The sequence below is a fragment of the Nonomuraea sp. NPDC050451 genome, assembly GCF_044458585.1.
The window spans coordinates 75,482-99,061 of record NZ_JBITHZ010000030.1 but is presented as its reverse complement, the minus strand read 5'-3'; the positions used below and the strand labels follow the sequence as shown (position 1 = coordinate 99,061).

At 66.4% G+C, this 23,580-nt stretch carries 25 protein-coding genes and 4 tRNA genes; 14 read left to right on the top strand and 15 right to left on the bottom strand.

What is annotated here, in order from left to right:
• The first annotated feature begins 11 nt into the window (after positions 1-11).
• A complete protein-coding gene (locus ACIBI9_RS50540) occupies positions 12-296 on the top strand; it encodes a PspC domain-containing protein (RefSeq protein ID WP_397234223.1) in 285 nt (94 codons plus the stop codon).
• Here the strand turns inward: ACIBI9_RS50540 and ACIBI9_RS50535 are convergent, their stop codons facing one another.
• Both ACIBI9_RS50535 and ACIBI9_RS50530 read right to left on the bottom strand, forming a co-directional pair.
• Positions 297-1,577 (bottom strand): MFS transporter, encoded by a 1,281-nt coding sequence (locus ACIBI9_RS50535; RefSeq protein WP_397234221.1) that lies wholly within the window; start codon positions 1,575-1,577, stop codon positions 297-299. It lies immediately after the preceding gene.
• A 110-nt stretch (positions 1,578-1,687) separates the two neighbouring features.
• Positions 1,688-2,038, bottom strand: a complete 351-nt coding sequence (locus ACIBI9_RS50530) for a metallopeptidase family protein (protein WP_397234219.1) — start codon at positions 2,036-2,038, stop codon at positions 1,688-1,690.
• Between the two features lie 75 nt (positions 2,039-2,113).
• Between ACIBI9_RS50530 and ACIBI9_RS50525 the strand changes: the two genes are divergently transcribed.
• The 4 genes from ACIBI9_RS50525 (at position 2,114) to ACIBI9_RS50510 (ending at position 3,959) form a co-directional block, all read left to right on the top strand.
• Positions 2,114-3,631, top strand: a complete 1,518-nt coding sequence (locus tag ACIBI9_RS50525; RefSeq protein WP_397234217.1) for a metallophosphoesterase — start codon at positions 2,114-2,116, stop codon at positions 3,629-3,631.
• Positions 3,632-3,704 (top strand) — tRNA-Glu (locus ACIBI9_RS50520).
• A 98-nt stretch (positions 3,705-3,802) separates the two neighbouring features.
• Positions 3,803-3,877 (top strand) — tRNA-Asp (locus ACIBI9_RS50515).
• A 5-nt stretch (positions 3,878-3,882) separates the two neighbouring features.
• Positions 3,883-3,959, top strand: a tRNA-Phe gene (locus ACIBI9_RS50510).
• A gap of 76 nt (positions 3,960-4,035) precedes the next feature.
• Here the strand turns inward: ACIBI9_RS50510 and xerC are convergent.
• From xerC to ACIBI9_RS50465, 9 genes are all read right to left on the bottom strand, one after another.
• Positions 4,036-5,226 (bottom strand): tyrosine recombinase XerC, encoded by a 1,191-nt coding sequence (gene xerC / locus ACIBI9_RS50505; protein ID WP_397234215.1) that lies wholly within the window; start codon positions 5,224-5,226, stop codon positions 4,036-4,038.
• On the bottom strand, positions 5,226-5,432 hold the full coding sequence (locus ACIBI9_RS50500) for a helix-turn-helix domain-containing protein (protein ID WP_397234213.1): 207 nt from the start codon (positions 5,430-5,432) through the stop codon (positions 5,226-5,228). The genes xerC and ACIBI9_RS50500 overlap by 1 nt, the downstream gene beginning before the upstream one ends.
• Entirely contained in the window at positions 5,429-6,571 is a 1,143-nt protein-coding gene (locus ACIBI9_RS50495; RefSeq protein WP_397234211.1) for an AAA family ATPase, read from the bottom strand. Before ACIBI9_RS50495 ends, ACIBI9_RS50500 begins: the two co-directional genes overlap by 4 nt.
• Positions 6,568-7,452: a bifunctional DNA primase/polymerase gene (locus tag ACIBI9_RS50490; RefSeq protein ID WP_397234210.1), complete on the bottom strand. Its 885-nt coding sequence runs from the start codon at positions 7,450-7,452 to the stop codon at positions 6,568-6,570. Before ACIBI9_RS50490 ends, ACIBI9_RS50495 begins: the two co-directional genes overlap by 4 nt.
• 23 nt (positions 7,453-7,475) lie before the next feature.
• Positions 7,476-7,727 (bottom strand): hypothetical protein, encoded by a 252-nt coding sequence (locus ACIBI9_RS50485; protein WP_397234208.1) that lies wholly within the window; start codon positions 7,725-7,727, stop codon positions 7,476-7,478.
• Positions 7,728-7,869: 142 nt separating this feature from the next.
• The gene (locus ACIBI9_RS50480) at positions 7,870-10,104 is read right to left on the bottom strand and encodes a cell division protein FtsK (protein ID WP_397234206.1); all 2,235 of its coding nucleotides are present in this window, start codon (positions 10,102-10,104) and stop codon (positions 7,870-7,872) included.
• Positions 10,101-10,319 carry a hypothetical protein gene (locus ACIBI9_RS50475; RefSeq protein ID WP_397234204.1) on the bottom strand — a complete coding sequence of 73 codons (219 nt, stop codon included), beginning with the start codon at positions 10,317-10,319 and terminating at the stop codon, positions 10,101-10,103. The genes ACIBI9_RS50480 and ACIBI9_RS50475 overlap by 4 nt, the downstream gene beginning before the upstream one ends.
• Before the next feature lie 13 nt (positions 10,320-10,332).
• Positions 10,333-11,268: a hypothetical protein gene (locus tag ACIBI9_RS50470; protein WP_397234202.1), complete on the bottom strand. Its 936-nt coding sequence runs from the start codon at positions 11,266-11,268 to the stop codon at positions 10,333-10,335.
• 191 nt (positions 11,269-11,459) lie between these two features.
• Positions 11,460-11,726 carry a WhiB family transcriptional regulator gene (locus tag ACIBI9_RS50465; protein ID WP_397234200.1) on the bottom strand — a complete coding sequence of 89 codons (267 nt, stop codon included), beginning with the start codon at positions 11,724-11,726 and terminating at the stop codon, positions 11,460-11,462.
• A 542-nt stretch (positions 11,727-12,268) separates the two neighbouring features.
• Here ACIBI9_RS50465 and ACIBI9_RS50460 point away from each other — a divergent pair.
• A complete protein-coding gene (locus ACIBI9_RS50460; protein WP_397234198.1) occupies positions 12,269-13,108 on the top strand; it encodes a GntR family transcriptional regulator in 840 nt (279 codons plus the stop codon).
• Positions 13,108-13,812, top strand: coding sequence for an HAD family hydrolase (locus tag ACIBI9_RS50455; protein ID WP_397234196.1), 705 nt, complete (start codon positions 13,108-13,110; stop codon positions 13,810-13,812). Before ACIBI9_RS50460 ends, ACIBI9_RS50455 begins: the two co-directional genes overlap by 1 nt.
• 59 nt (positions 13,813-13,871) lie before the next feature.
• Here the strand turns inward: ACIBI9_RS50455 and ACIBI9_RS50450 are convergent, their stop codons facing one another.
• Positions 13,872-14,336 carry a GntR family transcriptional regulator gene (locus tag ACIBI9_RS50450; RefSeq protein ID WP_397234194.1) on the bottom strand — a complete coding sequence of 155 codons (465 nt, stop codon included), beginning with the start codon at positions 14,334-14,336 and terminating at the stop codon, positions 13,872-13,874.
• Between the two features lie 69 nt (positions 14,337-14,405).
• Here ACIBI9_RS50450 and ACIBI9_RS50445 point away from each other — a divergent pair, with 69 nt between their 5' ends.
• From ACIBI9_RS50445 to ACIBI9_RS50430, 4 genes are all read left to right on the top strand, one after another.
• Positions 14,406-15,050, top strand: coding sequence for a hypothetical protein (locus ACIBI9_RS50445; RefSeq protein ID WP_397234192.1), 645 nt, complete (start codon positions 14,406-14,408; stop codon positions 15,048-15,050).
• Between the two features lie 469 nt (positions 15,051-15,519).
• Positions 15,520-16,155 (top strand): hypothetical protein, encoded by a 636-nt coding sequence (locus ACIBI9_RS50440; protein ID WP_397234190.1) that lies wholly within the window; start codon positions 15,520-15,522, stop codon positions 16,153-16,155.
• Positions 16,156-16,895: 740 nt separating this feature from the next.
• Positions 16,896-17,810, top strand: coding sequence for a hypothetical protein (locus tag ACIBI9_RS50435; RefSeq protein WP_397234188.1), 915 nt, complete (start codon positions 16,896-16,898; stop codon positions 17,808-17,810).
• Positions 17,811-18,073: 263 nt separating this feature from the next.
• A tRNA-Phe gene (locus tag ACIBI9_RS50430) sits at positions 18,074-18,141 on the top strand.
• A gap of 166 nt (positions 18,142-18,307) precedes the next feature.
• Here ACIBI9_RS50430 and ACIBI9_RS50425 read toward each other — a convergent pair.
• The gene (locus ACIBI9_RS50425; RefSeq protein WP_397234187.1) at positions 18,308-18,433 is read right to left on the bottom strand and encodes a hypothetical protein; all 126 of its coding nucleotides are present in this window, start codon (positions 18,431-18,433) and stop codon (positions 18,308-18,310) included.
• A gap of 240 nt (positions 18,434-18,673) precedes the next feature.
• Entirely contained in the window at positions 18,674-19,699 is a 1,026-nt protein-coding gene (locus tag ACIBI9_RS50420; RefSeq protein WP_397234185.1) for a serine hydrolase domain-containing protein, read from the bottom strand.
• 768 nt (positions 19,700-20,467) lie between these two features.
• Between ACIBI9_RS50420 and ACIBI9_RS50415 the strand changes: the two genes are divergently transcribed.
• Positions 20,468-20,998, top strand: coding sequence for a hypothetical protein (locus ACIBI9_RS50415; protein ID WP_397234183.1), 531 nt, complete (start codon positions 20,468-20,470; stop codon positions 20,996-20,998).
• A gap of 12 nt (positions 20,999-21,010) precedes the next feature.
• Here the strand turns inward: ACIBI9_RS50415 and ACIBI9_RS50410 are convergent, their stop codons facing one another.
• Entirely contained in the window at positions 21,011-21,514 is a 504-nt protein-coding gene (locus tag ACIBI9_RS50410) for a DUF4265 domain-containing protein (RefSeq protein ID WP_397234181.1), read from the bottom strand.
• Between the two features lie 231 nt (positions 21,515-21,745).
• Between ACIBI9_RS50410 and ACIBI9_RS50405 the strand changes: the two genes are divergently transcribed.
• Both ACIBI9_RS50405 and ACIBI9_RS50400 read left to right on the top strand, forming a co-directional pair.
• The gene (locus tag ACIBI9_RS50405; protein ID WP_397234179.1) at positions 21,746-22,684 is read left to right on the top strand and encodes an ABC transporter ATP-binding protein; all 939 of its coding nucleotides are present in this window, start codon (positions 21,746-21,748) and stop codon (positions 22,682-22,684) included.
• A 200-nt stretch (positions 22,685-22,884) separates the two neighbouring features.
• A complete protein-coding gene (locus tag ACIBI9_RS50400; protein ID WP_397234177.1) occupies positions 22,885-23,580 on the top strand; it encodes an ABC transporter permease in 696 nt (231 codons plus the stop codon).

Genomic DNA, 23,580 nt, shown 5'->3' with positions numbered 1-23,580 from the left:
AGTCTTGAGACATGAGCGAATACAACGTCAAGAAGCTGCGTCGGACCCACAAGGGCAGGATCGTCGCGGGCGTCTGCTCCGGCATCGGCGAGTACGTCGGGATCGACGCCAACCTGGTGCGCATCGCACTGGCGATCGCAACGCTGTTCGGCGGGCTGGGCGTCGGCGTGTACGCGATCGGCTGGCTCCTCATGCCCGACGAGGACAGCGACAGCTCCATCGTACAGGACCTGATCAACAAGCAGCAGGACCGTAGCAGGACGGACTGGAGCGGCGAGCAGAAGCCGCAGTCGTGATCAGGCCGCGGCGGGCACGCGTTCGCGAGGCTCGGTCCAGAACAGGGCGAGCACGGCCGCGCAGATCAGCCCGGTGAATCCGGCCAGCGCGACCACCGGCTCAGGACCGAGTCTCTCCGCCGCGAACCCGCCCACCAAGATCCCGATCCCCTGTACGGCCATCAGCCCCGACTGCACGAGGCCGAACGCCTGGGCGCGACGTTCGGCCGGCACACGCTGAACGAAGGCGGCATTGGCCGCAAGCTGGTACGCCCCGCCGACCCCCGACAGAACCCACGCGGCGAGCACCACCTCCAGCGGTGGCCGGAGCGCCGTCACGATGAGCGGCGCGCAACTCAGCATGGCCAGCCACCCCATGAGCCGCAGCCGCCGCGGCGGCGGCACGAACCTACTGAAAAGGAACGCCCCCAGCACCGTCCCGGTCGGCATCGCCGCCATCAGCAGCCCGGTGATCACCGGAACCGGCAGCGTCCACGTGGCGAACAGGGTCCCCGTGGAGAGCTTGGCCGCGTACGGCACGGCGATGCCCTCAGGCAGGATATAGAAGCCGCACAACCACGCGAACAGGACAAGCGTCCGCAGTTTCCGCGACCCGAACACGAGCCGGGCTCCCGCCCTGGTCATCGTCCACATGGACGGTTTCGAGCCGTCATGGCTCGCGGAGGGCCGGCGCCGTACCCCTGAGACGAGGATCAGCGCGGAGCCGAGGAACGTCGCGGCGTCCAGAGCGAGCGCCCGGTAGGGGCCCATGGTCGCGATGACCGCTCCGCCTGCCGCGAAACCGAGCATCTGTACGGCCTGGTTCGTCATGTTCTGGATCGCCGAGCCGATGACGTACCGGTCGCCTTCGAGCACCTCGGGCAGCAGCGCCGCCCGCGCGGCCGAGAACGGCGCGCTGAGCAGCACCACCAGGAACACGAGCGCGCACAGCGCCCAGAACGGCATGCCCGGCACCGCCATCGCGGCCACCAGCGCCGCCCGGATCAGGTCGCAGGTCAGCATCACGGCCCTGCGCGCGAACCGGTCCGCCAGCCCCGCCAGCAGCGGCCCGCCCACGATCGACGGGAGGTACGTCAGCGCGTACACGGCCGCCGTGGCCAGCGGTGATTGGGTGCGGTCGTAGACGAGTACGGCGAGTGCCACCTGGGCGAGCTGGTCGCCAAGGAGGGAAAGGCCCTGCCCGTACCAGAGTGCCCTGAACTCCCTGAGTGCGATGACTTCCCGATATGTGGCGTGCCCTTCAGCACGGCGATGCCGTCCCGGCGGACGACCTGCCCGCATGGCCCCCATTGGACTCCGCTGTGCCTGACTTACAGTGTTCGCTACGTCACCTAAGGTGCCCGATCATTATGGCAAGCCGCAACCCAAAGAAGCCAACCAAAAGCAAAGGGTTACCAGCCCAGCTCGTGAAGTCTAGCGTCGTCGATGCCGAAGTGATGGCCGACCTCATGGATGACCGTGATGCGGACCTCGTCGACGACGTCGTCCTCCGTATCGCAAATCTGGCATATCGGATTGCGGTAGATCTCGATGCGGTCGGGCAGGACCCCTGAGTACCAGTCGCCGCGTTCCGTAAGGGGGACACCGGTGTACAGGCCGAGCAGGTGGGGCTCCGGCGGGTCATCGACGACCGTGACGACGACATTGCTCATGGCGCGCGTGAGGTCCGGGGGGATCGTGTCCAATGCCTCGGCCACGAGTTCCTCGAACTTCTCCCGCGAAACCTCGATCACACTTGCCATTCTGCCCCGTCCCTCGGGTAGGCAAGAAAGCGTATGAAGTTCGTTCACAGGTCAAAGGCAGTCATTAGGTCCAGGGTGGCGAGGGCCGCGGCGGTGCTCCTCGTGGCCGCGGTCGGTGCTTGGCTGGGCATCTTCCTCAGCGGCACCGTACGAGCTCAGATCGGGCCCGTGGAGACGGGCATGTCGCTCCGGCCGGCCTGGAGCGGCGAGACGATCGTGGACGCGAGCCCGCTCGGCACGCTCACGTTCCGCACGCACGACGCGCCGCTGCGGCTGCGCATCACGCTCGAGAACATCGACCAGGAGCGCGCCAAATCCCTCATCGAGGACCCGCGCCTGGCCGACCGCCTGCCGGGGCTCATCGAGGACGACCTCCTCGACGGCGTACGCGCGCTGGTGATCCGCTCGCTGCTCTGCGCGGGGGCCGGGGCGCTGATCGCGGTCCTGATGGTCTTCAGGCGCCCCAGAGTGGCCCTGCTGGGCCTTCTGGCCGCCTCTGTGGCGCTGGCGGGCACCGGGGTCCTCGCGGCCCTCACGTTCCGTCCCAGCTCTCTCATCGAGCCCCGCTACTCGGGCCTCGTCGCCGCCGCCCCGTCGCTCGTGGGCAGCGCCGAGTCGATCGTGACCCGTTTCGAGTCGTACCGGTCGCAACTCACCAAACTCGTCACAAACGTCTCCAAGCTGTACGACACGGTGTCCACCCTGCCGCTGTACGACGCCAACCCCAAGACCATCCGGGTCCTGCACGTCTCCGACATCCACATCAACCCCATCGCCTGGAACGTCATCCGCTCCCTCAAGGACCAGTTCAGCGTGGACATGATCATCGACACGGGCGACATTTCCGACCACGGCACCAAGACCGAGAACAAGTTCGTGGACGAGATCGGCCGCCTCGGGGTCCCGTACGTGTACGTACGCGGCAACCACGACTCCATGACCACCCAGAAAGCGGTCGAGAAGCAGAAGAACTCCGTGGTCCTGGACAACACCACCGAGACCGTGGCAGGCCTGAAGATCTACGGCCTGGGCGACCCCCGCTTCACCCCGGACAAGTCCGTGGCCGCCGACTCGGACCCCGCCGTGCTCGGGGACTACGCCCGCTCCCACCTCGCCAAGGTGAACAAACCGGACGTGATCGCCGTACACGACCCGGACGTCGGCAAGGGCTTCTCCGGCGCGGCCCCCATGATCCTCGCCGGCCACACCCACGCCCGCAAGACGTCCATGCTCCCCTCGGGCACCCGCCTCCTCGTCCAGGGCTCGACCGGCGGCGCCGGCCTGCGCGCACTCGAACACGCCCAGCCCACGCCGGTCCAGGCCTCGGTCCTGTACTTCGACAGGGAGACGAAGCGCATGCAGGCATGGGACGACATCACGCTGGGAGGGCTGGGGGAGCAGTCGGTGTACATCCAGCGTCACGTGGAGCCCGACCCACAACGTATGATTTCCCCGGAGCCAACGAACGCCCCGTCGCCAACGGGACCGATCTCTGGCACACAATCGCCGTCCGCCGGTAAGCCACTTTGGCATCAGGGGCAATCGTCCCCTATGCTTCAGAGGTCTCCGACGGAAGGCGACAGGGAATCCTGAGCCCCCATCGTCTAGCGGCCTAGGACACCGCCCTTTCAAGGCGGCGGCACGGGTTCGAATCCCGTTGGGGGCACTGCGAGCGGTTAGCGCACCGGAAAACGGCTGGTCGAAGACCACCGAAAAGCTGGTAAGCTAAACGAGCGCAAACGGCAAGAACAGCAAGAAACGCAAGGTCCTGTAGAGCAGTTTGGAGTGCTCGCCACCCTGTCAAGGTGGAGGTCGCGGGTTCAAGTCCCGTCAGGACCGCTCTGGGTCAGGTAGCTCAGTTGGTACGAGCGTCCGCCTGAAAAGCGGAAGGTCGGCAGTTCGACCCTGCCCCTGACCACCATTATTTACCAGCAGGAATGCCCCGCCCATGATCACATGGACGGGGCATATTTGTGTCTGCGTGTCTAAGTGCGTGACTACGGTTCCGGAGCGAGCGGGAAGATCTCGTCCATCACCGTCGCGCCTTCCTGCATGACGGGTCGGATCTGCTTGCGGTAGACCACCTCGGTCACGAGGGTGTTCGTGTGACCGACCAGCCGTGAGATGTGCTCGATCGGGACGTCATGAGCTGAGAGCAGCGAGACGAAGCTGTGCCGCAGTTCCCGGGGTGTCCATTCCGCCGGGTCGATGCCTTCGGCGCTCTTGAGAGCAATTCGAACATCCCGCCGAACGTTCTCCGCAGTCATGGCGGTCTCGTTCCTGGTGCCGAATACTCGACTCTCGCTGAACTTGCCGACGCTCTCGCCATTGGCACGCTCGTCGAGCAGCGCCTTGAGTGCTGTCACGCAGCGAACCGGAATCCGCAGGGAACGGCGCGATTTGACGGTCTTGGTATCGCCGGACTTCCGCACCGAACGCCACACGTAGAGGGCGAACTGGTCATGCTCCCAGCCAACGTCGGTTACGGCCTGCCAGGACTTTCGGGTGGCGTCGTATGCCACGACGTGATTCCACCGAAGGTCCCTGAGCTCTTCCGTTCGAGCGCCTGTGAGTAGGGAGACCACGACGTAGGCGCGCATGCGGCACGTCGCTGTCTCGGCAGCCTTGAGCACCGCTTCGGCCTGGTCGAGCGTGAGTGCCTTGGACGGTCTGCCGGGCCTGCCTACGGGGACCTCGCACAGCTCCACGACGTTCCGCTTGACCACGTCCCGGCGCATGGCGTTGCGTACGGAGCGATCAAGGATGTTGTGAATGAGCTTGAGCGATCGGGTACCGAGAATTCCGGTCTTGCTCGACAGCCAGCGGTCGACGTCTTCCACTGACAGGTCCCGAAGTTTGCGAGCGCCGAGCGACGGGATCACGTGCGTATTCGCGTACCAGGTGTAGGTCTTGATCGTCTTCTCAGAGCGGCCCTTCAGCCCGTTGGTCAGCCAGTACGTCACGGCGTCCTTGACGGTGCTGTCCGTTGAGGCGATCACCAGGCCGTCTTCGTAATCGCGTAGCACCTCCTTGAGCTTGGTCTTGGCCTCAGTCTTGGTCTTACCGCTGCCACGCTTGATGATGCGCTTGCCGTCCGGGGCGTAGCCGAGACTCGCGGTGGCGATCCAGCGCTGGCGCTTGTCGTCCCAGTGGAGGCCGCCGTCTCCTCTGCTGCGTCGCTTGGTCATCAGGCTGCTTCCTCTGCTTCCTTCTCTAGGAGGGCGATGTAGGCGCGGATGGCATTGGCGGTGATCAGGCGGGCGCGGCCCTGCTTGACCGACCGAAGGCGGCCGGTGCGGATCTGCTCGTAGATGACGGTCCGGCTCATGCGCAGCAGGCACATGGCGTCGCTCACGCGGTAGAGCTGGGTGTCGTTGAGCGCGACGGGGCTCATAGGCGGCTCTCCTCACCAGGGACAGCAGGGACACTGGGCGCGGTGAGATGTCCCTCTTGATCGGCTGCATTTGCACTGTTCAGAAGCGACTCAGGGACGGCGGGGACAGCAGGGACCCTTCCGGGGGACTCTGTCCCTGGAAGGCGGTAGCGTCCGGCTGCGTCCACGCAGAGCTGGCCGTCGGTGGCCATGCGCGGGCACGTCTTGCGGACGTTCTCGTAGGACAGGCCGGTGCCGTCGGCGATGGCCTTGGGCGTGCTGTTCGGGTTGGCGCGGACGTAGCGGACGATGGCCGCGCGGGTCTCCCCCAGCGTGTGATCCTCCGGCGGGCCGTCCAGCAGGTGCCACACCCCGGCGGCGGGCTGGAAGGCCATGGCGTATTCGGCCTCTTCGACGTCGCGGCCGGTGACGTGCAGTACCCCGTCGGCGGTTCCGCGTTGGCGCTTCAGCACCAAGGTGGCGTCGGCGGCACCGGCCAGGCCGTTGGTGCCGGAGACCTGTTCCAGGAAGTCGTCGGAGCCCATCTTGCGGACGTGATGGACCAGGACGACGGCCACGCCGTAGGTGTCGGCCAGGTTCTTGGCTCGGCTCATGGCGGTGTAGTCGGCGTCGTAGGCGGACAGGCCGGGCGGGGTGGTGCCCCGGATCTTGGCGAACACGTCGATGACGACCATGCGCGCGCCGGGGTTGCGTTCCAGCCATCGGGCGATGGCCTGGTCTCCGCCTCTTGGGAGGGTCTCGCACGCGGTGGCCAAGGTCAGGCCGCGTGGTGCGGGTTTGTCTCCCAAGATCTTGCCCATGCGGGATTGGAGACGGCGCGGCGTGTCCTCCAGCGCCAGGTACAGCACCGGGCCGGGCTCTACTTCTATGGCTTCCAGGGCTTTCCCTCCTCCGGCGACGGCGACGGCCGTGGCGAGTGACAGCCAGGACTTGCCGACCTTGGGCGGACCGGCCAGCAGGTTGAGCCCTTCGGCGATGACGCCGGGCACGGCCCACTTGGTCGGCGGGAAGGTCACGGACATCAGCTCGTCAGCGGTCCACGAGGTGCGGAACGGCGTCGGCGAGGCTCCTTCGTCGCCGGGCACGTGGACCGCATCACCCGCGACCAGGCGCAGATGAGATGGGCGCTCGCTCGTCATGCGGCCACCGTTCGCGGGCGGCGCGCACCTGCCCGTAGTCCGCTGGCGATGGTGCGCATGGCCGCGCCGTAGGGCTGGCCGACCTGCTGAGCGGCGTTGGCCAGCCAGCCTGTGACGTCGGCCTCGGGCAGCTCGCCGCCGGCCACGAGCTGTCCGAGCGCGACGGACGCGCGATAGAGCGCGGTGTTGTGCCCATTCGGCGGGGAGCTGGTTACCCGTTCCAACTCGCTGGCGATCGCCGCGCGTAGATAGGAGCCGTGACGGTCGGCGGCCAGAGTAATCGAGACAGGTCGCTGCGCGGGTAGCGGCTTGGGCCGCAGCAGCTCCGCTAGCCAGGAAGGCAGCGGAGCGACGGGCGAGGAGTGAATCACCTCGTACGAGCCGTGGCCGTCGCTGGCGTGAACGTGGCTACCGGGACCGACGACGTAGCCGCCGACTGCTCGCGTGTCGATCAGCCAGCCCAGCGCGCCTTGGGTGTTGGCCAGAAGCACGTCAGCCGGGGCACTGAAGTAGAGATGCAGGCCGCCGCGCCGGGTCCGCACCTGGAAGGTCTCCAGGGGCAGTTCCTGCCCCTGCGCGGCGCACAGGGCCGCGAGCACATCAGCACCGTCGTGGATGCCGGGCCGATCCCATTCCGGCGGCGGCGTTTGGCCGGGCTTCGGCAGATCGAGGTCGATGACCACGAGCCCCGAAGGGCCGCAGGCCACCCCCACGTTGTACGGCTTGCGCCAGGTGGCATGGATGATGTCGGGTCGTACGGTGGCACGCTCTTCCCAGCGGGTGAAGCCGCGGGGTGGCTCCTTCCCGCCCGGAGCGAGCGGGAAGACGTGCCAGCCACGAGCGGCGGCGGCCAGGGCGTAGCGGATCGGGTCAACGGTCATGGCGCTCTCCTGTTCGTGGATGGTCATCGGGTGCCGTCGGTGTAGAGGCGGCGGGCGAAGTTGTAGGCGTGGCGTCCCCAGCGGAGCCGCAGGCCGGTGCCCTGGCAGCGGCGGCACTCATGGGCGCCGCGGCCGATGCGGTTGGGCAAGAGGCGCTTGCCGTGGCACTTACGGCAGGTGCCGAACGGGCGGATCCAGCAAGCGATGGAGTAACGGAAGGTGACGAACGCGACCAGGGTCGCGGTGGTGATAGCGAGGAAGGCGACGGGGTCCATGACAGCCTCCAGGGCCAGTTTTTGGGTGTCGTCGGATAGGGCCGCTAGCGCGCTAGCGGCCTGATCAGTCCAGGTTTTTGGGTGCTAGCGCAGGTGCTAGCGCTAGCAGGGTGAGCAGCTAGCGCTAGCACCCTCCGGACGGTCAGCCAGAGCCGTTCCGTCGGTTACGCTCCGCGATGACGTCGGCCAGATCGTCGAAGCGAATGCCACGCCGGGTGACAGGCTTGCCGTCGATCCGGCGGCCGATGGAAGCGACCGTCACGCCGTACGGCTTGAGCGCGGTCGTGAGCTGTTCGGAGGCCCAGCCGTTGTAGGCGTCGGGCCGCAGCTCGCTCAGATAGCCGCACAGGGTCTCGTTCCAGGCACCGTTCTCCCCGGCGGGCCAGACCTTCGCCAGGTCGGCCAGCAGGTCGTACGCGGGCGCGTCCTGGCGGGTCTGGGTGTCGGGTTCGGGCAGCGTCCCGGCGGCGGTGCGGAGCGCGATGGCGCGGGTGACGACCTTCTGAGCGTCGTCAGAGTTCACCTCGTACGAGCGGCGGGCGGCCGGGGTGCCCAGACCGGCCAGGATGCCCCATCCGGCCTCGACGACCGGCTGGAAAACGGTGGCGCGGTAGCCGTTCTTGTACATCGAGGTGCCCAGGATCATGTCGTTGGCGACCTGGTCGGCCACCGACATGCAGTAGCGGGTGTTGACGTTGCGGGTGATGCCGGTCGGCAGGCTGTCCTTGTCCGGGATCTGGGTGCCGATCAGCAGGATCACGCCCAGGGCGCGGCCAAGCTTGATGACCTTCTCGCAGACGTCACCGGCTTCCTTGCCGTGCTTGGGGTCGAGGAACAGCTCCTGGATCTCGTCGATGGCGACGATCAGGGGGTGCAGCCCCGATCCCTTGAGGCTGGCCAGTTCCGGAGTGACTTTGTTCTCCGGGGCCTTGCCCAGCGCGGCGTTGTGCGCGATGCGCTTCGACCGGCGCTCGCACTCCTTGTACAGCCAGCGGATCATGCCCGCGCAGCGCGCCTTGGTCTCGTCGTCGAAGCCGTTGCCGTACTCGGTGCAGACCGGCTCCAGGACCTTGAAGTCGCCGACGCCCTTGAGCTCGTAGATGCGCAGCTCGGCGCGCGGGTCGAGAGCGGCAGCCAGCACGGCCAGGCGCAACGCGAACGTCTTGCCGGACCCAGGCTGGCCGCCCACGAGCCAGTTACGGAACATCAGGGAGGCGTTGACGGTCTCCATGCGCGGGGTGGTGGCGAACGGGAAGGGCTTGAAGACGTCCACCTTGCCGTCACGCAGCAGCGGCCAGGCGGGCTGCTTCATCTCGGACGCGGGCTGGTAGCCGACCCAGAGCGCCAGGCGACCGGGGTGGCCGACACCGGGCTCGGGCCAGACCTGATCCGTTGGCAGGCGCATAGCGGACGCCAGGCGACCGCGCCTGGCCACCACGTCGGCGGCTTCCACCCCGTAGGGTAGGTCGATGATGGCCAGGTGGCCGGGGCCGTCGCGGTGGATCTCCTGCGGGAAGCTGATGGCGTTCGGGTCCTTGCTAACGGCCTGGTTGATCCCGGCGATGCCGCAGTGCAGCAGAGCGCGGCGGACCAACTCGGCGGTGAGCTTGCGGTAGCGCGGTCCCTCGGAGACGCGGTCCGTGATGGGTGCGTCCGCCGGGCGACCGGCCCGTGCGAGCACCGGCAGCACGGCGGCCAGGGCCGCCCACCGTACCCACGTCGGCAGGTCGGCCAGGGCGAACACGAGCAGCCCGACAGCGGCCACGATGCCGCCTCCGGCGAGCACGAACCAGCGCCACCGGGACTGTCGCTGGCGCTGCTTGTCGAGCTTCAGCCAGGTCTCGGGGTCGTTCCGGTCGGCGGCATACTGGCGCAGAGCCCAGTTGCCCTCTTCGGCCGTGGCCCAGTGCAGCAGGCGGCCAAGGGTGCCGAACAGGCCGGGGACGGCGTACCAGAGCGTCTTGGCCGCGTACTTCGGCGAACGCACGGCGTGGTAGCCGATCACATAACTGGCGTCTCTGGCCTGCCAGGCGATCATCGCGCGGATGCCGCGCCAGGTACGAAGCGCGGCAGGGACGATGGGTGCCCGGCGCTGGACCTTCCGGGTCACGTACGTCACGTCATCGTCCGGCGGGTCTACGGGACCGCCAAGGGTCCGGTCTTCGGTGGCGACGGTCTCGTGATCGAAGAAGTCGTCCTCCTCAGCAGGCTCGATGTCGCTGGACGGGCGCACCTTGCGGCGGCTGTCCAGCGGCACGACCTGGCCACTGTTGTCTTCGGCCTCCGGGTCGGGCTGGCCCGCGAAGCGGAAACCGTTCAGACCAGTCGCCGGAGCGTCGCTGGGCTGGTTTTCCGGTTCGTGCGGGTTCTGGGTCATGATGAAGGCACCTCGTTGCCGTTGCTAAGGGCGGGGTTGCGGGGCGCGACCGGAGTCTTGGCGGATGAGGTCGCGCCCTGCGTGTTGGTCGAAAGGGTCTGGAAAGCCATGTGGATCTGAGCCCGCGTGCGCGGGCCGGTCACCAACATGCGGATGAAGGTGGCCACCGGGATGGCCAGGCAACTGGCCGTGACGACGACGGCGATGTTCAGCACGGCATTCCTCCTTTCAGGCGGGGTTGCTGCGCAGGGCATCGCGGACGGCTCGGGCGGTGTCCATGCCGCATCCCAGGGCGCGGCGGAACTTGTCCGCGCCGGAGTCGACGGAGAGCTGTCCGGTGACGATCAGGCGGCGAGCCTTGATGGTCAGCTTGTCGAGCGTCGCGGCGTTCACCCTGTACGAAGGCGTGGTAGGGGTACCGGACGAGCTGTGATCAAGGCCGGAGAACGCGGCCAGGATGATGGGCAGTGCGGTGACGACCGCCACCGAGACGATCGGCCCCAGGACGTGCAGGACGAGCCGGGACAGTGAGAAGTCGGCGGCCACCAGCGGCAGGTACGGCCAGGCGTTCATGGCGAGCGTGAGCGCCAGGAACAGCCACTCGATCCGTACGAGCTTGGGGTCGTCGAGCGGTTGGCCGCGCGTGCCGAGATAGGCGCGTGCGCCCACCACGACCAGCAGGGCCAGGGACAGGAACGGTTCGACCAGCCAGGCGAAGATCCAGGCCGGGGACCAGGGCGCGGCACCGTCGGCCGCGAAGTGCTGCACACCCGCGGTTGACCAGGCCAGCGCGAGTGTGAGCGAGACGAGTGCGGCGGTGACCAGCAGGCGCCGCATCCGGGCGGCCTGCCAGGCGCGCATCTCAGGGTCTTGAGCCAGGGCGTGCAGCCGCGCGGCCTGCTGGGCGGCTTTGCGGCGCTTGCGCACCTTGGGCGTGTCCAGCAGCAGCGGGGCGTCGTCGTCCTGGAGGTCGGCCAGTAGATGCGCTTCGGCCACCTCGGCGCGTAGCTTTCGCACGCGCTTGGTCTCACCGGTCGCCGGCGGCCGGGGCGGCGAGACGGTGACCGAGCTCTGGTTGGCGAGCGCTTCCAGGTCGGCCAGCGCGCTGGCCATCTCCTCAGGAGTCGGCTCGTGGGACGGGTCGGGATTGCCGATGATGCTCATGACGGGTCGTTCCTTTCAGCGGCTGGCCTGGGAGCGGGCGAGAGTGCGGCAGACCAGGCAGCCGCCGTGCGTGCGCGGGCCGTGGGTACGGCAGAGCTGCACCTGAAGGGCCGCAGCGGTGCCGCAGTGGCGGCAGCCGTACGGACTCTGGGAACGGCGGGTGCAGTCGGAGCACTGGAAGCGGCCGGCCATCACGCCACCGCCTCAGCCGTGATGCCGTTGCGGTCCTCGGGGCTCAGCCCAGCCCAGACGCCGTCGCTCGGGTCGAGCACCAGCGAGTAGGCCAGGCACTCCACCAGGGCCGGGCAGCGGCGGCAGATGGCCTTGGCGTGCCGTTCGCGCTCCTGGCACTCGTCGAAGGTCTCTTCGTCGATGCCGATGAACAGGTCGGCGGTGTCCGGGCCGCAGGCGGGACCGGCGGCCAACACCGCGCCCAGCGGGTCGGCGGAACGATTCATGCCCGCACCGCCAGACCGTTCAGGAGGTCGGCGAGCGTCAGCCGAGCGCAGGTAGGACAGACAGGCGGGATGGGAGGCTCAGCGCCGGACGGGCACTCCTCGACTCCCTCGCAGACGACGCAGAAGAACTGCACGTCGTGGGTCATGATGAGAACACCTCTCTTGAGGAGGAACCGGGGCGGCTCGTGTCTTGGCGGATGAGGGCCGCCCCGGTGCTTGATGGATCAGCGGATGTGCAGCAGGGCAGATGTCCCTGCGTGGGCCGCCTTTTCGGTGGGAGGCGGTAGCCCGGATTCAGTTCTCAAATGCGCGAGTGCTCCAGCCCGTCGGCGTGCGCCGATGTCGGCGCCTTCCCAGGTCTTCCGGCTGCGCAATGGAGCGATTTGGCCAGGTAGAGCACCAAGTCGCCCGTCACACTCCCCGCCTGACCAGGTTGGCTAGGCAGGTTGTACAAGCATCATGTTGGATGGGCTGGCTAGTCATGTCAAGCGTCATGCCTAACTTGCCTAGCAAAGTTGTTCAGGTGCCGCTACGATCGAGGCATGAGACTCGATCCGGACGACCCTCGTCCGCCCTTTCAGCAGGTCGCGACGCAGCTCAGAGCGGCCATCCTCACGAGAAAGTTCGCGCCAGGGGAGAAGCTCCCCTCCGGGCCGGAACTCGCCAAGACCTTCGGCGTTGCGCGCCAGACGATCCAGCAAGCCATCCGCCTACTCCGGGAAGAGGGCCTGATCGTTTCCCGGCAGGGAAGCGGCGTGTTCGTCCGCGAGAAGACCGCCCGCCCCGTCGGCCTGCGACCTCACATCGAGGAAGCATTCAAACGGCCGGAGGTCTCCATCGACTTCGCCGGGTTCTCCGGAGAGACGCTGCACGGGGCGGTGATGGAAGCGCTCGACAACATCCGGGCGGGCCGCCTTACTCCGGAACGCATCTCCATCCGGCTCCTCCTCCCCGACACCGGCCGGCCGTGGTCTCTCCCTTGCAGGACCGACAACGGGGAGGATGAACCGCTGTTCAGACAGCGCGCCGAGAAGATCATCTCCCGGCATGCTCAGGCCATCGTGGACTCGGTCCACGAGCTGAGAGACCTCGGCCTGGTGCCGCATGCGTCCGCCGACGTTCGGATCAGCGGGGAACCGCCCCGGTTCAAGATGTACGTGATCAACGGGGAAGAGGCGTTCTTCGGCTACTACGCCGTGGCGGAGCACACCGTGGCGCTGGGCGGGGCGCCGGTCACGATGTACGACCTGATGGGCAAGGACACCGAGCTGTTCCACTTCGCGCTGAGCGACGGTCCCGATTCGACGTCGGCCCAGTACGTGCAGCAGTCCTCCGTGTGGTTCGACGCGGTGTGGAACAGCGTCGGGCACGAGGTGTCGTGATGGCGCTCTCGGGCCCTGACGCCGTACGGGCCGTCATGGGTGAGGCGCGGTGCCTCCTGCTCGACTTCGACGGGCCGGTCTGCGACATCTTCGCAGGACTGCCGGCGTCCACCGTCGCGGCCAGCCTCCGCGCCACGCTGGAGGAGGCTGGCGCGAAGCTCCCGGCGCAGGCTCGCGCTACGGATGACCCTCTGGAGGTGTTCCGGCTCAGCGCTTCCCTCGGCGACGAGCTGAATCAGCTTGCTCTGAGGGCGCTCATGGACCTGGAAGTGAAGGCGGCCGGGACAGCTCGCCCTACTCCGGGCGCGGCGGATCTGATGGAGCGGGCGCACGACAAGGGCCTGCTCGTGGCCATCGTCAGTAACAACTCGGTGGCCGCGGTGACGGCCTTTCTGGATCGCGAGGGATTTGGCGGCCTGGTGCAGTACGTCTCGGCGCGAGCGGCGGCGGACCCCTCGCTCATGAAGCCGAGCCCTTACCTGCTCGAACAGGCCCTCAGCCACCTCGATGCGGAGCCGTCGTCCGCCTTGCTCGTCGGGGACTCGGTGACGGACGTCGAGGCGTCCAAGCTGGCTGGTGTGGTCGCCGTCGGCTTCGCCAACCGGCCGGGGAAGCTCGACCGTCTGGGTGATGCAGGAGCCGATCTCCTTGTGACCAGTATCGAAGAGCTGGCGGATGCACTGACCAAGCCTGGGCGCGCATGAGAGTCCATCTGGCGAGGTCCCTCGTGCGGGATGTCAGCTCCTCAAGGCATCTCAGGGCCTCATTCGTCGACGTGATCGTTCATGGCCGGACCAGCATCGATCGCCGACCGCGCAAGGACCACGGTGCGGCCGTCGGTGTAGGTGACGACCAGTACAGGTTCACCTTCGGGGAGGCCCAGGGTTGTGCGCTCCGCGACAGTCGGCATCCGGGCCGTGATCCGCGCTGGCTTCTCCAGGCTCACCACCGTGAGCTCCGGCGGCGTCCGTATGGTGCTTCCCCGCCGGTTCTCCGTGTCGATGAGCCCTTCGGCACGCAACAACCGCAACGCCTGGCGAACAGTAGCCTTGCCGGTGCCGAACTCCTCGGCCAGGGCGTCTTCGTTCTTGAGCTTGTCTCCAGGCTGTAGCGCGCCTCCCTCGATCTGGGCACGCAGAAGGTCGGCCACCTGCCGATAGAGCGGCGTGAATGAGTTCGGATCAACCTGCACCGTCCCCATGATTCTCGCGCTATAGCGCTTCTGCACCTTTAGGCTATTACGTAATAGCGCAATGATGAGCGCTCGGTGACCAACTCCACACGGAGAAGTTCAGCCATGACCGGGTACACGACCATCCCGTACACGATCGCCTTCGCCAACGAACTGGTGACAGAGCCGATCGCCTTCGAGCCCTGCGCGGGCCGACTGCGCCTGGCCTACCAGCCATCCCACCCTGGCGACTGGATCAGGCCTCCCGCCGCCAAGTCCTGGGAGTCAGGCGTCCTCCGCGCCAGGGTGCGCGACCTGCTGGACAAGCCCGCTCTGCGCGGTTCCGAGCGCATGAGGAAGCTCAACACGCGGCGACAGTGGCGGTGCATGAACAAGCTGCTCTGCCAGGTGTGCGGCGGTCCGGCGGTAGACCCGGAGTCGCGCCTGATCCCGTGGCTACTGACCAAGACCGTGTTCGAGCGCACCGGCCTGGACAGCGGCCGGACCAACGCTCCGCCGACGTGCTGGAGCTGTGTCCCCAAAGCTCTGGAGCAATGCCCCATGCTCCGGGCGGACTTCACCCAGTACACCGTGAAGGCTGTCGAGACCGTCGGCGTCCTGGCTGACCTCTACCGGCCGGGAATCTTCCGTGAACCGATCCTGACCGCACACAACGTCTTCGTTCCATGGGACACGCCCCGGTACCACCCTCGCACGCTGGCAGCCGCCCAGGTGCTGGAGCTTCATGGCATGAAGTACGTGGGCCCTTAGGGAGACGCTCAGGGAAGGGATGGGCAATCCCCGCGCGTGACGGCAGCGATGGTTATTTGGGGTTGTCAAGCGTTCGGGCTGGTCAGCCGCTTGAAGGGCGGTAAGCCATGTCCGACAAGTAGGCTGCCCGCGGCTGCCGTGACGAGGTGATCAGCCGGGCTGCCGCCAGCTGAGCGATGGCAGCCCCGGCATCTGTTGCCTGCGAGAGGTGAGCACGCAGGGCTATGCCCCCAACGAGGGGATTCGGTAGGTCATCGATTGGGTACTCCTTGCCATTCTCGGCCACGCCGGGGACGATCATGTAAGCCCTTGGGTTACGGGAGAATGGCTCTTGCCGCTCGCGGAATCGGAGGGTCCGGCTTCATCGGTCCCCGTCAGGTCAGCCTGGGCACGGTTCAGCGCCGGATGGGGCCCACGGGAGGCCGACCGCAGGCAGACGCTTCGGACGATTTCTTGACAGGAGGAACTCATGGCAGAGTCGAACGGCTATCAGAAGTGGGTCGTCATCAGGCTGACGAGTATGTACTGCGGCGACACCCTAGACATGACCGGCACCGATAATGTCTACTTCGCTGGCGCAGTGGCCATGGAGCCCGGGTCCGGCTATTTCGACCCGCGTGTGATCGGGCCGGTCGAGATCCACAGCCGCCAGAAAAAGATGATCTCGGAAGACAAGGGCGTGATCTTCCGGGGCGAACTCAGTGTCGATGACGTCCTCGAATTTGGCCTAGTCGTCCGCAGCACGGACCCCAATGAAAGTGACTTCCAAGACAACAAAGACACATACTTGGCGTTGATGGGGGCGCTGGCGGACGACATCTACCATGCGATCGATCCACTGCCCAGAAGACACGTCGCCAAGGGCGCGGTTGCCGGGGCGATTCTCGCCGCCACACCGGCAGCGCTGGTCAGGGCTCGGGCGAGCCTCGATAAGGATGAGGTCCTCGGGATACTGTATAAGAGGGTGTCTGTAGCCGATTATCCGGATGGGCGCTACGAGTTCACGTGGAAGTTCGGAGACAACAATCCGAACCTCGCCGAAGGGGGAGTAGTTGAGTGGGCTTACGAGATCAGTTACACCATCGATATGGGTCCTGCGCGGTGACCGCCGAGGACTGTCTCGACCTGCTCACCATAACCGCGTAACAAACGTCGGCACGGCTGAGCTGCCTAGCGTGCCGCGGTGAGCGGCGGTGCCACCCAGTCGTGTTCACAACTGGTGAGCACGACTTGGGCGCCGGCGGTCACTTAGTTGGGTCACATGCGACTTCGACAGTCAGTGTCCCTGCCGTCCCTACTGTCCCTGAGTCTGTTGTGACCAGTACGAACGCAGTCCAAGACAAGGGGCAGACCTTCTGGAGGGCTGTCCCTGTTATCTCTATGAGACGGTGACGACCTCAACAGCCGCTCCCAAGTCGCGATCCCAGGGAAGCGGACTACGCTCCGACCAGTCAATGGTGCTTCGCACGCCCTTCTGAGCGCGCTGCGCGCGGAAGACCGGCTGTAACACCCTGGGGGGCGCCCTGGTGTTACAGCTGGTTCGGCCCTGGCGGGCCGCCGCGACCGCCGGACTCATCCCCCGAATGTCCTGACCGAAACTCGTGTCTGCACTGGGCCCAGGTCACCTGCTGTGACCTGGGGAGCCTGCAAGACTGCTGTCAGGCCACCCGGTCGTGATCATAACTGGTGAGCACGGCCGGGTGGCGTTGGGGAGTCACAGACCTCCTCCGCGGGCCTGTGCACGACGTGAATGCTTACATCGGATTCACTCGACCGGGAAAGGCGGATCATGCCGATCGCTCATGCCGGTTGACACCCGTCCGACCATCAAGTAAAACTCCCATTATGCAAATAACCCAAGTTTGGGAAGAACAGTGGACGATAGGCTGGACAACGCTCACTCCGTTTGAGCTATACGGCGAGTATTATCTCCTGTCGTACAAGAACGGGTCGGGCGAAGCGAGTCTTGACAAGTTCGGCAGGGACGGCTCATACAGCGGGATATGGCAGCAGGGGTGGACGACGGGGTGGACGACACTCACTCCGTTCGAGCTATACGGCGAGCCGTACCTCCTGTCGTACAAGAACGGGTCGGGAAACGCGGACCTCAGTAAATTCCACAAGGACGGCTCATACAGCGGGATATGGCAGCAGGGGTGGACGACGGGGTGGACGACACTCGTCCCCTTCAAGGCGTACGGCGAGTATTACCTCCTGTCGTACAAGAACGGGTCGGGCGAAGCGAGTCTTGACAAGTTCGGCAGGGACGGCTCATACAGCGGGGTGTGGCAGCAGGGGTGGACGACGGGGTGGACGACACTCACTCCGTTCGAGCTATACGGCGAGCCGTACCTCCTGTCGTACAAGAACGGGTCGGGAAACGCGGACCTCAGCAAGTTCCACAAGGACGGCTCATACAGCGGGATATGGCAGCAGGGGTGGACGACGGGGTGGACGACACTCGTCCCCTTCAAGGCGTACGGCGAGTATTACCTCCTGTCGTACAAGAACGGGTCGGGCGAAGCGAGTCTTGACAAGTTCGGCGAGGACGGCTCGTACAGCAATGTGTGGCAGCAGAACTGGGCGACGGGGTGGACGACGCTCGCTCCGTTCGAGCTGTACGGTAAGTGTTATCTGCTGTCTTACCAGGCGGGGACGGGAACTGCGGAGCTGAGCAGGTTTGATTTCGCCGATGAGGCGGCGTCCGGTCGGCCGGTGCCGTCTATGACGGCGAAGGGGATTTACGAAACGCTGAAATAGAGGCGAGGGTGTCGCGGTGACACGGCAAGCTGGTCACCATGGGGCAGCATTCACGGCCTGTACGTTTCGGGTTGTTGATCGCGCTGTGTGATCGATCAGAGGTGTGCAACGGTACGACCGGCTCCGGAACGTCAGACGGTGAATGCTTACCCTCTTTGGTGGAGTGACTGAGTGACAAACTGAGTGACAACCGCGGCAGACGATCGCGGACGTTGACGGACGCTTGGGGATGGCTGAGCCTGGTCAGCGCCGTCCAGAGCCCAGCGAGAGCGGGTGCTCGGCTTGCCTGAAAAGCGGAAGGTCGGCAGTTCGACCCTGCCCCTGACCACCATCTTTGAACAGCCAAGATGCCCCGAAGCGATTATCGCTCCGGGGCGTTTTTGTGTTGGCGACAGCAACGTCGTCGGGCGATGGACCAGGACATGAGTCCCGCGCATCTCGCTGTCGAGTCGGAGGATGCGGAGACTCCAGGAGCTTCTCGATGAAGGCGCGAGTGTTCATGAGGAGACGGCCACGTGCACGCAGGTGATCGTCTTCATGTCGGCCTGACGGCGCTCCTCCTCGCCGATGGAGTCGATCCGCGACGGCGCTCCCACGGCGGCGCAGGTGTCTCGGCGGAGCACTTCGCCTTCGTCAAAGCCGAAGCATGGCTGCGGGACCATCCCGAGTAGCCGCTGACAGCAACGTCGGCCACTGTGGCGCCGGCGATCGTGGACGGTGCCGGAGAGGCGTTGGTAGCTTCCGGAATGGGCGCCACCCTCAGAGGGCGGCGCCTCAGCTCGTTTCCAAGGTTTCTTGCTCAGGCGATAACGGCACCGCAGCGTCCGATCAGCACCCCCACGCCATCGCCGGGCTTCCCATCGTCACGAGGACCGTCCCGCGTTCGAAGACTCGAGGGCCATCGTGGCGAGCCGGCGGCCGATGCCGTAAGTGTCGGTGTCCTGCACGTTGCTGAGCACGACTACCTCGATGTCGTCATCGGGCAGGTACATGTTCATCGCCGCGTAGCCCTGGAGAAGTCCGTGGTGGTAGCGGAGCCGGTGCCCGTGGAGCCGGTCGACGGCCCAGCCGAAGGCGTACGCCTTCGACGGCAGGTTGAGGCAGCCGTTGGGGGGACACGGCGCCTGCGGCGTGAACGCCTGCTTGACGGTGGCGGGCGGCGCCACCAGATGCGCGCCGAACGACCGGTCCCAGCGGGCGATGTCGTCGACGGTGGCGTAGATGCCGGTCGCGGAGAACGCCTGGGAGCCGTTGGTGGGCGGGGCCGGCGATCCGACCGTGAAGTAGCCCTTCGCGTATCCGGGGGGCGGATTGCCCCTGCTGTAGCCGGTGTGCCGGAGGTGCAGCGGGCCGGTGATCTCTTCACGCAGTACGGTGCCGTACGGCTTGCGGGCCACCGCCTGGATGATCGCCCCTGCCAGGACGTAGCCGCCGTTGCTGTACTTCCAGTTGGTCCCGGGCTTGAAGTCCAGCGGCCTGTGCACGAACCGCTGGATGAGCTCCCGGGTCGTGGTCGGTTGCGAGAGCATGGCATAGAAGCCCGGCAGGTCCTGGATATTGACGATGCCGGAGGTGTGCGTGAGGATCTGGCGGATCGTGACGGGCCGCCACGCCTGCGGGCAGGTCTCGATGTATGCCGGGACGAGATACCGGCAGATCGGGTCGTCCAGGCCGAGCAACCCGCGGTCGCGCAGCTTCAGGACGAGCATCGAGGTGAACTCCTTGGTGACCGAGGCGATGCGGAAGATCGTGTCCGGCCGGTTGGGGATGTGTCTCTCCGCGTCGGCCGCGCCGGCAGCGGTACGCACCAGCACCTCCCCACGCCGCAGCACCAGCACCGAGCCGGTGAACTGCTTCCTCCGGGCCAGGTCCCCGAGGTACTCCCGCATCGCTGCGGCGGTCCGATCACCCCGCGGCGCCGGCACGGTGGCCAGCGGATCCGGATTCTGAGTTGCGTGGCTCGTGACGGTGGATGCGGCGATGGCAGGAGTGCCCGCAGGCATGACCCCACCAGTCAGCGCGGCACCGACCGCAAGGAACCAGACAATACTAGGAAACTTAGGCATATTCTCCCCCGGAACGTACTACAGTCCCGAAATTTGAGCATTTCTCCGAATCGGGCGAGTCTCGTTCGAGTGCGCCCGGCAGACTATTCTTCGGGGGGTTCGGTTTCCGTCCACTGGAGCCACAAGCGGCGATTGACACCTTTTTCCCTCTGCATATCCCTTTGTTAGTGCTACTCGATAGTCGCCGGCCATCTCAGCAAAAATGTCAGGTATTTCCTGAATCGGGCCCCCGCCGCTCCGCGCTGGTCATGGCCACGCCCCTGACCGGGCCACCTCCGTTCAGGCGGTGACGGCAGATATGTTCGCGAGCGCCGGCCAAGGGGACCCGGCCCTGGCGTGCACGGCGAGGCTGGCGGTGTTCTCCGGGAAGATCCCTGAGCGGCGAGGCGGTGACGACCGCCGGTCTCGGTTCTCGTAGTCGCGGCTGGGAATCGCTGCCGCGGCCTTCCACACGCCTGACCACGGTTCCCAACAGTCGAACAGGACGTTTGCTCCGGCTGAAAAGCGAGCGGTCGGCAGGCTTGCTTTCAGGGCTTGCGCTCGGAGACCTTTCATCCTGGTCACCTTCTGGCCTGTCCTAGGTTGGCTCGTATGAACGACGGGGGGCGGAGCTATCGGTACGTGGGACCGGCCGACGTGAAAGCAGCGGTCCGGTCGGGCAGCGAAGGCCGCCCGATTCGTTCAGGGACTGACTTCGCCGGCTGGGTCGCGGAGAGATCGGCTGCGGAACTGGCCGAGCCGTGCACCTTCGTGGTCGGCACGGATGGCGTACTGCGGCTGGCGCCACGCCGCAGCGAGCATGTCGCGTGTGCCGCCGGCGGCCCGGTACTGAGCGCCGGCGAGATCGGGTTCAGCCGTGAGGACGGCTGCTGGGTGGTCGGCGAGGTCAGTAATCACTCGACCGGGTACTGCCCGGACACGAGCTCATGGCCGGCGGTCGCTCAGGCCCTGGACCGTGCCGGCCTGAGGTATCCGACCGGTTTCACGAACCAGGTGGTGTTCCGGCGCTGTCCGGCCTGTCGCGAGCGCAACATCGTGCGAGAGGACGACTTCGTCTGCGTCTTCTGCGGGAGCGAACTGCCTGCGCTGTGGAACGTTGACTTATCTGGACAAGGCCCGTGAGCAAACCGGCCGTTAGGCGCTTCGCCAGGCGTCGGTGATGCAGGACTCCTCGAAGTGCCACCAGCCATCCATTTGGCCGCGTGTCAGCAGCGCCTTGATCTGCCCAAGGTCCGCGTTGGCGGGAACGGTGAAGGCGACCAGGGGAAGCTCTGAGCTGAAGGACTCCCCGCCCAGGCCGAACGAGGCCAACTGCTCGTGCACAGCCTGTGCGCTGCGCCCCAGCGGTCCATCAGGTACGGGTAGGACTCGGATCGTGCAGTTGCCCGATGCTTCCACCCGCTCACAGGCCCAGTGAAGACCCTTGTCGTCGGTGATGAAGCGCACTATGTCGCCCTCGGCGACCCCGTCCTGCAGGAAGGGGACGTTGGCCACACGGGCGGTGTCCCCGCTCAAGCGCATGGCCCAGAGCCCTTCGGTGTCGTAGGGAAGCCAGCCTTGCCGAGGCACGAACTGGAACCACACCTTGATCAGGTCTGGTGCTGCGGGGAGGCGCTCGGAAGGGGCGGCAAAGACCATGACCACATGATCGCGCAGCTTGCCGACTGCTCATCATGGCAGGTGGCCGGATAGGGCTTATCTACGTCTTCAAGCCGTTCTCGTGTTTATGGCGCTCGTACTGCGAGGGAGGCCTACTTCGGCTGGCGGGGCGCATCAACCGTTCGGTGGATTTTCGGGTCAGCAGCATTCATCGGTGAGTATGGCCGGCAGATCGATTCGGTCCCGGGGCGGGAAAACGATGCTTGGGCCATGGCAGTCATCGAGGTCACAGACCTCCGCAAGAAGTACGCGGATCTGACGGTTCTGGATGGGGTGTCGTTCTCCGTGGAGGAGGGCGAGATCTTCGGCATCCTGGGTCCGAACGGCGCCGGGAAGACCACCACCGTGGAGTGCGTGGAGGGGCTGAGGCGGGCCGACAGCGGGTCGGTCGAGGTGCTCGGGCTCGACCCGGTCAAGGACGGGCCCAGGGTGCGTGAGCAGATCGGGGTGCAGCTCCAGCACACGCAGCTTCCGGAGAACATCAAGGTGTGGGAGGCCCTCGACCTGTACGCCTCCTTCTACGCCGAGCCGCGCGACTGGCGGGAGCTGCTGGAGGAGTGGGGGCTGGCGGACAAGCGCAACGGCCGGTTCGGGAAGTTGTCGGGTGGGCAGAGGCAGCGGTTGTTCATCGCGCTGGCTCTGGTGGGCAATCCGCGGGTGGCGTTCCTCGACGAGCTGACGACGGGGCTTGATCCGCAGGCTCGCCGTACCACCTGGGAGCTGATCAAGCGGGTGCGGGCGAGCGGCGTGACGGTGGTGCTGGTCAGCCACTTCATGGATGAGGTGGAGGAGCTCTGCGATCGCGTCGCCGTCTTCGACCGTGGTCGGGTGGTCGCGCTCGACACCCCGGCGGGGCTGGTCGACGGGGTCGATGCCGAGCACCAGATGCGGTTCACGCTGATGGCGGGGGACATGGTCGAGCTGGGTGGGGTGCCTGGGGTGACCGGCGTGATCAGGACGGGGGATCGGGTGGTCGTGACGGGCAGGGGTGACTTCGCCACGGCGGTTACCGCGCAGCTCGCTCGCCACCACGTGCTGGTCAGTGATCTGCGCATCGACAAGCGCACCCTTGATGATGCGTTTGTCGCCCTGACCGGCCGCTCGTTTGACTCGGGCCCTGACCGGCCGTTCTTTCGACTCGACCCCTGACCGGTCCGTTTTGTCGGGCTCGGCCCTATGGCGTCCGCTTCCCGGATATCCGACGCCGGCGTTCGTCTCTCGGATGTCCGGCCCGCGGACGTCTGCACCCTGATGTCCGGTCAGCTGGCGTCCGAGTTGCTGAGTGTCCGGGCTGCTGAACGCGTGACCCGCTGACGACTGAATGTCCGATCCACTGACGGAGGAAGATCATGACCAAGCTCGCCATCGTCGAACTGAAGCTGCTGACCCGCGAGCCCGGAGCGATGTTCTCGCTGCTCATCCCGCTGTTCATCATGGTGGTCTTCGGGAGCTCGATCGAGCCGGGCGACACGGTGCTCCTGCCGATGGCGCTGGCGATCGCCGTGGGGCTCGTGGGCCTGTACATGCTGCCCACCACCATGGCCACCTACCGCGAACGGGGCATCCTGCGCAGGCTCTCCATCACGCCGGTACGCCCGGTGAACATGCTGGTGGTGCAACTGCTCCTGCAGCTCGTTCTCGCGATGACCGCGTGCGCCCTGCTGGTGACGGTCGCCGGCACCGTGCTGAAAGCCCACCTGCCCGCCCAGGTGCTGCCCGGTGTGCTGGTCTTCCTGGTCGGTACGGCGGCCATGTTCGCCATCGGCCTGCTCATCGCGGCCCTGGCCAAGAACGGCCGAAGCGCGAACGGGATCGGGGTCCTGCTGTACTTCCCGATGGCCTACCTCGCCGGACTCATCCAGCCCGCGGATCAGATGCCCGCTTTCGTGGCCCGCATCGGCGAGTACACCCCTTTGGGCGCGTTCCGGCAGAGCCTGCGGGACGTCTGGGAAGGCGGCGCTCCCAGCCCGCTGCTGCTCGCCGTGATGGCCGCGTACGCTGTGGTCGTGAGCATCGCTGCGGCCAAGTTCTTCCGCTGGGAGTAG

Bases quoted from the DNA above. Each gene is read 5' to 3' on its own strand.
- ACIBI9_RS50490 (WP_397234210.1), bottom strand. From the start codon at position 7,452: ATGACCGTTGACCCGATCCGCTACGCCCTGGCCGCCGCCGCTCGTGGC.
- ACIBI9_RS50465 (WP_397234200.1), bottom strand. From the start codon at position 11,726: ATGAATCGTTCCGCCGACCCGCTGGGCGCGGTGTTGGCCGCCGGTCCC.
- ACIBI9_RS50455 (WP_397234196.1), top strand. From the start codon at position 13,108: ATGGCGCTCTCGGGCCCTGACGCCGTACGGGCCGTCATGGGTGAGGCG.
- ACIBI9_RS50470 (WP_397234202.1), bottom strand. From the start codon at position 11,268: ATGAGCATCATCGGCAATCCCGACCCGTCCCACGAGCCGACTCCTGAG.
- xerC (WP_397234215.1), bottom strand. From the start codon at position 5,226: ATGACCAAGCGACGCAGCAGAGGAGACGGCGGCCTCCACTGGGACGAC.
- ACIBI9_RS50480 (WP_397234206.1), bottom strand. From the start codon at position 10,104: ATGACCCAGAACCCGCACGAACCGGAAAACCAGCCCAGCGACGCTCCG.
- ACIBI9_RS50495 (WP_397234211.1), bottom strand. From the start codon at position 6,571: ATGACGAGCGAGCGCCCATCTCATCTGCGCCTGGTCGCGGGTGATGCG.
- ACIBI9_RS50435 (WP_397234188.1), top strand. From the start codon at position 16,896: ATGCAAATAACCCAAGTTTGGGAAGAACAGTGGACGATAGGCTGGACA.
- ACIBI9_RS50415 (WP_397234183.1), top strand. From the start codon at position 20,468: ATGAACGACGGGGGGCGGAGCTATCGGTACGTGGGACCGGCCGACGTG.
- ACIBI9_RS50500 (WP_397234213.1), bottom strand. From the start codon at position 5,432: ATGAGCCCCGTCGCGCTCAACGACACCCAGCTCTACCGCGTGAGCGAC.
- ACIBI9_RS50535 (WP_397234221.1), bottom strand. From the start codon at position 1,577: ATGCGGGCAGGTCGTCCGCCGGGACGGCATCGCCGTGCTGAAGGGCAC.
- ACIBI9_RS50530 (WP_397234219.1), bottom strand. From the start codon at position 2,038: ATGGCAAGTGTGATCGAGGTTTCGCGGGAGAAGTTCGAGGAACTCGTG.
- ACIBI9_RS50405 (WP_397234179.1), top strand. From the start codon at position 21,746: ATGGCAGTCATCGAGGTCACAGACCTCCGCAAGAAGTACGCGGATCTG.
- ACIBI9_RS50445 (WP_397234192.1), top strand. From the start codon at position 14,406: ATGACCGGGTACACGACCATCCCGTACACGATCGCCTTCGCCAACGAA.
- ACIBI9_RS50420 (WP_397234185.1), bottom strand. From the start codon at position 19,699: ATGCGGGAGTACCTCGGGGACCTGGCCCGGAGGAAGCAGTTCACCGGC.
- ACIBI9_RS50485 (WP_397234208.1), bottom strand. From the start codon at position 7,727: ATGGACCCCGTCGCCTTCCTCGCTATCACCACCGCGACCCTGGTCGCG.
- ACIBI9_RS50400 (WP_397234177.1), top strand. From the start codon at position 22,885: ATGACCAAGCTCGCCATCGTCGAACTGAAGCTGCTGACCCGCGAGCCC.
- ACIBI9_RS50410 (WP_397234181.1), bottom strand. From the start codon at position 21,514: ATGGTCTTTGCCGCCCCTTCCGAGCGCCTCCCCGCAGCACCAGACCTG.
- ACIBI9_RS50460 (WP_397234198.1), top strand. From the start codon at position 12,269: ATGAGACTCGATCCGGACGACCCTCGTCCGCCCTTTCAGCAGGTCGCG.
- ACIBI9_RS50440 (WP_397234190.1), top strand. From the start codon at position 15,520: ATGGCAGAGTCGAACGGCTATCAGAAGTGGGTCGTCATCAGGCTGACG.
- ACIBI9_RS50540 (WP_397234223.1), top strand. From the start codon at position 12: ATGAGCGAATACAACGTCAAGAAGCTGCGTCGGACCCACAAGGGCAGG.